Source organism: Streptococcus sp. 449_SSPC, from assembly GCF_001073005.1.
Classification (GTDB): domain Bacteria; phylum Bacillota; class Bacilli; order Lactobacillales; family Streptococcaceae; genus Streptococcus; species Streptococcus salivarius_F.
The window spans coordinates 62,703-71,417 of sequence record NZ_JVGR01000031.1 but is presented as its reverse complement, the minus strand read 5'-3'; the positions used below and the strand labels follow the sequence as shown (position 1 = coordinate 71,417).

General features: G+C 36.4%; 5 protein-coding genes and 1 pseudogene. All 6 read left to right on the top strand.

Translation table 11 applies throughout. The features are described 5' to 3' along the window. Positions 1-1,034 precede the first annotated feature (1,034 nt). The 6 genes and pseudogenes from ADH51_RS09670 (at position 1,035) to ADH51_RS09645 (ending at position 8,284) form a co-directional block, all read left to right on the top strand. Complete coding sequence (locus tag ADH51_RS09670) at positions 1,035-1,643, top strand: UDP-N-acetylglucosamine 2-epimerase (RefSeq protein ID WP_048676487.1); 609 nt, start codon at positions 1,035-1,037, stop codon at positions 1,641-1,643. 29 nt (positions 1,644-1,672) lie between these two features. Continuing rightward, a pseudogene (locus tag ADH51_RS09665) lies at positions 1,673-1,906 on the top strand (PfkB family carbohydrate kinase); the annotation flags it as partial. 21 nt (positions 1,907-1,927) lie between these two features. After that, positions 1,928-2,965, top strand: a complete 1,038-nt coding sequence (locus ADH51_RS09660) for a sensor domain-containing diguanylate cyclase (RefSeq protein ID WP_014635176.1) — start codon at positions 1,928-1,930, stop codon at positions 2,963-2,965. Positions 2,966-3,067: 102 nt separating this feature from the next. After that, on the top strand, positions 3,068-4,132 hold the full coding sequence (locus tag ADH51_RS09655; protein WP_038676899.1) for a bifunctional glycosyltransferase family 2/GtrA family protein: 1,065 nt from the start codon (positions 3,068-3,070) through the stop codon (positions 4,130-4,132). Continuing rightward, positions 4,122-6,347 carry a glycosyltransferase family 2 protein gene (locus ADH51_RS09650; protein ID WP_048676483.1) on the top strand — a complete coding sequence of 742 codons (2,226 nt, stop codon included), beginning with the start codon at positions 4,122-4,124 and terminating at the stop codon, positions 6,345-6,347. Before ADH51_RS09655 ends, ADH51_RS09650 begins: the two co-directional genes overlap by 11 nt. Then, positions 6,344-8,284, top strand: a complete 1,941-nt coding sequence (locus tag ADH51_RS09645) for a hypothetical protein (protein ID WP_048676480.1) — start codon at positions 6,344-6,346, stop codon at positions 8,282-8,284. Before ADH51_RS09650 ends, ADH51_RS09645 begins: the two co-directional genes overlap by 4 nt. Positions 8,285-8,715 lie beyond the last annotated feature (431 nt).

The window sequence follows — 8,715 nt, the reverse complement described above, 5'->3', positions numbered from 1 at the left end:
TATGTGCTAAACTATTATTATCCTGTCTCATCAGGGGTCCTCCTTTTGTATATTAGTTAGTGGTCGGGAAACCTTATCTAATATAACACTTTAGGGGGACTTTTTTGATACATCGCTAAAAGCTTTTCGGAACCACTAGCACAGCTAGTGGTTTTCGTGAGACAAAAAAAGACAAACATCAAAAACGATGTTTGTCTTCATTCTGAATCAGAATTTTAATAGGAATTCTGATTTTTTTATGCAAATCCATTTAAAAGCCAAAGGGTGTTTAATTATTATTTATTAAAATATAGATAAATATCATTTGATTAGTATTTGTTAAGTAGGAGTGTTTAATTCAAACGACTTCATTATAATGGTTGTCACATACATTAAAATAATAAAAAAATTAAAAAAGGTTGAAAAATAAAAATAACATGTTATAATTATAGCGTCTATATGAATAGGAAATATTGGTAGTAGTAACTTGAAGCCAACTTGATTGTAATCTTTCAACTCTTTTGGGGAGAGTTTTATACGATTACGTGTTGGTGCTTGGTACTATATGATATGGTATTGGGATAGGGTTATCATACCGATATTTTGATTTGTAAGATGGGGATAGAGCGTAAGTAAAGGGGACGCTCTTTAAAATGGGGAGAAGTTTTTATGAAATATATGTAAATTAGCAATACTGCTGGATTCAAAAACACTTTTATTAGCAAAGCGTTTTTTCTCCTGCAGTTTTTTTATTTATTAAATAGTGTATTTTTAAATTCGGGGGAGAAGACTAGAAAATCTCAAAACAATTGATATCCTTGGGTGATATGAGTTGCCTTTTGTCTTAACTTTTTGAATTTTATAAGTAATGATAGTCTTTTAATTGAGACCTTTTTCTTTATCTACTTTACATCATTTGCAAAACAAGACCAATAGCGAGGGCATTCCCTTTAATGCTTTTGGAGAAAGGATAACTCATTTTCCTTTTTATTGGGGATAATAAAGTGATAATGTAGAGTCTTATTTGTCAATATTATATTGATTTCGTATAGGTCATAGGGGGGATCTTATGGGAAAAAAATCAATCACTTCAGGAAATTACTTCTAAAATTTTGGCTAATTTTGATCCAGTTGTTAAGAAAGAACAACCTGATTTGGTTTTAGTTCATGGTGATACTACAACAACTTTTGCTGCTGGATTGGTTGCATTTTACAATAAAGTAAGTATTGGTCACGTTGAGGCTGGGCTTAGAACTTATGACAAATATTCACCATATCCAGAGGAAATGAATCGTCAGGTGACGGTTGTGACTAATTCTATCCATCATGCTGTTAAGCTGGTAGATCTCGGTATTAGTACTAGGATTATTGGTGGTAAGGTTAAACATTCAACAGATGCATCTATTGGAAGTACAGCTCTGGAACAAATCAGACAACTGAATTTTGATTGTGCTTTCATTGGTGCTAATGAAGTTGATGCCAATTATTTCACAACGCCAGATATGGAAGAGGCGGTCATTAAACGAACAGTGATAGCTAATGCGCAAAAAGCCTATGTTCTAGCTGATGCTTCTAAACTTGGTCAGGTTACCTATGCTAAGGTAGCCGAGGTTGAGAAAGTAACCATAATCACAAATGCTTCGGAAGAAGGGCTCCTTAAATAATTAAAAGAGAAAACGAGGGTTATTGAAGTATGATTTATACTGTGACGCTAAACCCATCAATCGACTTCATTGTTCGTATCGACAAGGTAGAGATTGGTGAAGTTAACCGTATAGAGAGTGATGATAAATTCGCTGGTGGTAAGGGTATTAATGTCAGCCGTATTCTACAACGTTTAGGAATTGACAATACTGCTACGGGCTTCATCGGTGGTTTTACAGGACGTTTTGTTACAGACAGTTTGGATGCTGAAGGTATTAAAACTACTTAGAATGGTGAGGCTGTAATGGTATTAGGAAAAGTAAGTGATTTTTTAATCAAGCATCAAAGATTGTTAACGTACTTAAGTATTTTTGCTGCGTTAATGTTATTAATGCGCTTAGTGTATGATGATGTTTTGATTGACCATGATAATCCCATCGTTTTAGCAATCTTTATAGGAATACTAGTTCTTTGGACCCTAGCATCTTACCTTAATCGAAGACAGCATATGCTATCCCACTTTATCTTACAGAGTTCGAAACTTATTAACGTCTATGCTGTAGACTTAGATTATCGTTTTATTGCGGTTAATAAGAATGATATTCGGCTCATGGAAGAAATCTTTTATTTCACTCCCAAAATTGGTGACTTTCCAATGAATTATCTTAATAGTGAAGATGCTGCGCGTTTAAAAGCAAATGTTGATCGTGCGAAAAAGGGTGAAACATTTATATTTATGGATACTATTAAGACAGGCGACAAAACGCTTTACTGGCAAAATATGTATTCTCCCATTTATAACAATCGCCAAAAAGTGATTGGTGTTTTTTGTTTTGTTCTTGATGTTACAGAGCAGAGACTTCATGAACTTGAAATACAGAGGATGGCATACGAAGATGTTTTAACACGGGTTCATAATCGACGATATATTGAGCTTGCTTTTGAGGAATGTCTGACACGTAAAGAAGAACAAATTACGGTTATTATATCTGATTTGGATAAATTCAAGGAAGCAAATGATACCTTTGGACATGCTACGGGAGATAAGATTCTAATTGAATTTGGTGATATTTTAACGAAGATAATGCCTGAAAGTGCTGTAATAGCAAGGTTAGGTGGAGATGAATTTGCGGTTTTACTCCCTGGAGTTTCTGAAAATCAAGCTGAATTTTTAATAAAACTTGTTCAAGCAGAAATGACTCTCAAAGATATGGGGATTACAGCATCTTTAGGTGCTTATACGGACTCTTATCAATCACATAAAAACTTCGTTGATTTTTTTGCAATAGCTGATAAGAAAATGTACGAAAATAAAAGTCAGAAAGGAAAATCAAATGTTTGACATTATTCTAGTCGATGACGGTAGTGGAGCTGATTTTGCACCGTTATTTGCAATAGCTGATAAGAAAATGTACGAAAATAAAAGTCAGAAAGGAGAACGTCGATGATGTTTCAAGATGTTGTTATTGTCATTCCTGCCTATGAACCTGATGACCGTTTGTTGGAACTTTTGAAAAATATTCGGGATAAGGAAAATCAAATGTTTGACATTATTCTAGTCGATGACGGTAGTGGAGCTGATTTTGCACCGTTATTTGCAATAGCGCAGAGTAACTATGCTTGTCATTTGCAAAGACATGCTGATAATAAAGGAAAAGGTCGTGCTTTAAAAACGGCTATTTCATATATTTTGGACAATTTTCCTAATGCCAAAGGAATTGTGACGATTGATTCTGATGGTCAACACACCTACGAAGACATGATGAAATGTTTGGCTGAATTTTTGCAACATCCTGATAGTTTGGTGCTGGGTGTTAGAACATTTGAAAAATCTGTTCCTTTACGTAGTAAATTTGGAAATTTATTGACAAGAGACGTCTTGGGGGCTATGACAGGTGTGCACGTTTCTGATACGCAAACGGGACTTCGTGTGATTCCTATGTCATGGTTGCCAAAACTCTTAACCGTGGAGGGTGAACGGTATGAATTTGAGATGAATATGTTACTTGAGGCAAAAGAGGACAATATTCTGATTTGTGAAGTTGGCATTGCAACGATTTATTTGGATGAAAATCAGTCGTCGCATTTTGATGCGATTCGTGACTCGATTAGAATTTACAAGGTTTTCTTCAAGTACATTTTTTCAGCATTGTTTTCCTTCTTGGTTGATATTGTTGCTTTTACGATTTTAATTTCTTTGTTTAATGGATTGAGTTTTAGTGCGGTGACGTTAGCTTCGATTTTAGCGCGTGTGATATCATCTGTTGTTAATTTCACCCTGAATCATAAGGTGGTCTTTAAACAAGGTCAATCAAATAGTGCGATAAAATACTTCACTTTGGTGGTAGTACAGATTGTTTTGTCAAGTTTATTGGTAACAGTTCTAGGAAATGCCTTGACGACGCTGCCAATTTCATTGGTGAAGATTTTAGTTGACGGTACACTTTTCATTGTCAGTTATTTTGTGCAAAAACATTTGATTTTTAGTGGAGGTGAGAATGAAGACTAGTAAGAGGATACTCTATTTCGTTGCATTTGTAACGACTGCCTTTTATTTAACTTGGCGTTTGGTGGCGACTATTCCGTGGCATGATTCATGGTTTGCGCTGATCTTTGGGATTTTATTGTGGGGAAGTGAGGTAGTTTCAGCCATTACAGGCTACATTCTCATTTGGAATAAGCAAAAGGACTTTGAGCTTGAAAAGCCTGAGATTGCTAAGGAGCGTTACCCAGATGTGGATGTTTTGATTGCAACGCATAATGAGGATCCAGAGTTGCTTTATAAGACGATTAATGCCTGTACTTTTATGGAATATCCTGATAAGTCTAAGGTGCATATCTACGTCTGTGATGATACCAATCGTCTAGAAGTTGCCAAATTGGCTGATGAGCTTGGTGTTGGTTATTTTGGTTTGGCGGATAATAAAGATGCCAAATCAGGAAACTACAATAATGCTTTACGTCAGACGTCATCACCTTTGGTGGCGACATTTGATGCGGATATGATTCCTTATCGTGAATTCCTGTTGGAAACTGTGCCTTATTTTGTTGAACAAGTTGAGGCTTATGAAAATGGTGACGATTATGATAAGTCAAAAGTTGGTTTGATTCAAACGCCACAAAGTTTTTACAATGCTGATATTTTCCAATTTAACTTGTTTTCAGAATCAACCTTACCAAACGAACAAGATTTCTTTTCCAAAGAAATTAATGTTTGCAATAATTCGCACGGTGCAGCGGTTTATACGGGGTCTAATACGGTTATTTTCCGCAAGGCGATTGAAGATGTTGGTGGTTTTCCGACAGATACCATTACGGAGGATTTCGAGCTAGGTGTTCGGATGAATGCGGCTGGTTATGTAAATTATTCGACGAAAAGTCCAATGGCTAGCGGGTTAACGCCAACAGATTTGAAGAGTGTCCTCAAACAGCGCGCGCGCTGGGGACGTGGCGTTATTCGCAGTAGCTACAATATGAATATCTTCTTTAATCCCAAATTGACAAAGGGGCAAAGAATTGTTTATATTAATGGCTATCTTTATTGGTGGTCTTTCTTTAGACGGTTATTGTATATCTTGGCACCGATTTTATATACGGTTTTCCATGTGCGTGTGGTGGTGTCAAATATCTGGCTACTGTTCCTATTCTGGTTGCCAAGTTACGCATTGACACACTTGTCAATGCGAGAAGTCTCAAAACAATACCGAACACAGGTTTGGGGAGAAATTGTGGAAACGATTTTTGCTCCGTATTTGTTTATTCCCATGATGTTGGAGTCCTTTGGCATTAGCGATAAAAAATTTAAGGTGACACGTAAGGGAAATGATACGTCGTGGACGTTGTACCTTTATGCGCTTCCTTATCTTGTTTTATGGGGATTAGCCGTTTATGGTTTGGTGACTTTTAACTATGGAAAATTTGGTTCAGAGCTTTTTTATGGAAGTATTATCAGTTTTTGGTTGATTTATCATATCATCAATTTGACCTTTGCGATTTTCTGTGCGCTTGGTCGTCCGATTTATCGCTCAAGTGAGCGTTTTACTGTTGATGAAGCTATGGTTATTGAGGTTGATGATGATTCTTACCAAGTGAGAGTCTGTGATATTTCAGAAACGGGGATTTCATTCTATACGGATTTACCATTGTATTTGCCGAAAGAAAAAGAACTGACGCTTAATTTGCAATCACGTGATTACCATGCGAGGGTAAAAGGTCATGTTGTTCGTGTTTTTGCGATTGATAATGGTTGGCGCTACGGCGTTCAATTTTCAGAAATTCCTGAAGCTGATAAGCGCGAATTTTATCAGTACATTTATGACCGCATTAATCACAATCTTCCGAAGGAAAAAGACCCTTGGATGACAACATGGGATGATTTATTTGAGAACTTTAGTCAACGTTTCCAAAATAATGAACGTCCTGTTTCAGCCTATGACCAAGTAGCTTTTCCGAAAGTTCGTGTTAATGAAGAGGTTCAGGTTGCTGGAAAAAAATGCCAGCTTAGAAAGACAGATTATTATTACATGACATTTTCTGGAAAATTGACAAATCCTAAAAAAGAACCGAATGTCGCATTTACCTACAAAGATTTGCCAATTCAGTTGACTTTTGTGTCCTATGATATTGATAGAGACGAATCGCTTTATCGAGTTACCAATTTAGCGGATTTGGATAGCTTACCTGCTTTTAAAGCCTTAGCAAATGAATGGAGAGGGAGAGTATGATTAGTATTGCTAGATTACTGTTGTTCTTTGTGATTACCATGGGGTACAATGCCTTTTTCCGTAATACTGTGAAGATGAATCGCAGTCTGACATGGGTGTTTACATTTTCAGTCATTACATTGGTATTGTACCTTGGTAGTTTGTTAGGCTTTATGTTGCAGACCGTGTATGCCATTTCTGTTTTGGGCTGTCTTTTGAGTCTTTATTATCTTTGGACGGTATGGAAAAAGAAATATCGCTTTAGGAGACTTGATTATATTGCGCTTGGAATGATGGCTTATTTGCTTTTGTTTGGAATAACGCTCTGGCATTCACCGCTTTTACATTATGATAATTTTACGCATTGGGCAACGATTGTAAAATTTTTCCATATCAATAATGCTTTGCCAACACAGCAGGATACGATTATTAGTTATTATACCTATCCTGTTGGAAGTTCACTTTTCATTTATTTTTTCACGACTATCGTAGGCTTTTCAGAAGGTAGTATGTTGGTCGGGCAATTCTTCTTGATTGCTTCCAGTCTTTATGCCATGTTTGCGGCACTTCGTGATGATCGACGTGTCTTAATGGTTAGCATGATTTTTGCTTCGTTTGCTGTTTTTAATACGTTCAACGTTGCTATTCGATTAAATAATTTGCTGGTTGATTTTCTGCTTCCGGCCTTGGCCTTGGCAGCCATAGCAGGTTGTTTTGTCTATCGTAATCGTTTCTGGTTTTTGTCGCTAAATACGGCGGTAATTCTTGGATTATTAAGTATCGTCAAAGTAAGTGGACTTTTCTTTGTCGCTCTCGTTTTAGTAGTTTATGTGGTTTGTATTGTGCGTTTACTTGTTCGTAAAAGAGCACGTTTAAAAGCACTAGTGCTGCTCATAATGACCTTGCTAGTCAGCTGTCTTCCTTTTGTTATTTGGCAAAAGCATGTGACGGATAATTTCCCAAATGCCTCAAGTGCCAAGCATGCGGTGTCCATGTCAGAACTTGGTCAGGTATTGACTGGAAATCTGTCAGGCGTCCCACAAAAAATTATCACTCTTTTTGTCAAATCGGTGTTTACGTTTGACAGTTTGGCAAGCAATGGAATTTTGATAATCAATCTGATTATGCTGATTGCCTTTATTGTGATTGGCATTCGTTTGAAATATAAGAAATTTGTCTTGTTGACTTGGGGATTTGTTGATATTTCGATTGTGACTTACTATATTGGCATTTTACTCATGTATCTGACAGCAATGCCGACTGATGAAGCGTTAGAATTAGCAGGATTTGAGCGCTATGCTTCGAGCATCGTTATCTTTGTTTTTGGTTGTTTGACCATGGCTTTAGCATGGGTAATGGACAAGTGTCTGTATGAAAAAATCATTAGTAAACGTAATGCTAGGTCTTACAAGAGCTTATTTAATAAACACTTGTACCAATACGCGAGCCTTGTTTTGACAGTTTATGCCATTGGAATGTTCTTGTCAGAAAATAATAGCATTGTTTACAATAACAATCAGGAAACAAACGAGGTCGTAAAAGAAATTCATCAGTTTACTGGAAGTCAGAGTAATTCGTCAACGGATAGAATTTTGGTTGTAACAGCAGATAAGGAGAATGTAGATAATTATTTTGTCCAATATGCTAGTCGTTATTATCTGTGGGATGTCAATGTTGATGCCAGAGAAAATTTTGTGTCGGTTGACCAAGAATTTTTAGATTTAATGGCATCATACAGCGACAGAGCAACAAGTTATTACCTCAGCAATGAAAATATCGATACTAGAGATGGTTCCAATTTAACAGACGATGACTTTATTGCACTCTTAAAAACGTATGACGAAGTCTTGATTTTAGATGACCATTATACGTTTAATGCCTTGACGAAAAAACTATTTGGTCGGACATATTCCCCAGGATTGTATAAAGTATCAGATATTCTTGCTGGAAAAGGGTAAGTTTTCTAGCTTTATCAAGCATAAGTCTTGATATTTCAAATAAAATATTCTATTATAACAAAAAATATGTAGAAGGAGGCGGAGTTTGTGACTTCGCCTCTTGTGGTGCTCAAAAGACTTTCTTGAACATTGGAGAGGAAGCTAAGATAAGTCCGTTTGAATTATCTGCTCTACTCATCACACAAAGCGAGGTCCTTAAAAGATACAATCCACGTTCCACACACTCAACACTAGCATAGAAAAATCTCATATCTACAAAAGCAATATCAGATTTTGGTTCTCGTGAACAATCAAAATAGCCCTTTATCTATCTCTTTTATAGTTGTTTTCCCAATATTCCCTTTCACCTTTTCCTATGCCTTCTGGTAGTTGCTTCAAACATTGTCCCATACTTTGATATTTAACAATTTCAGTTATTTCAGCCAAAGAAA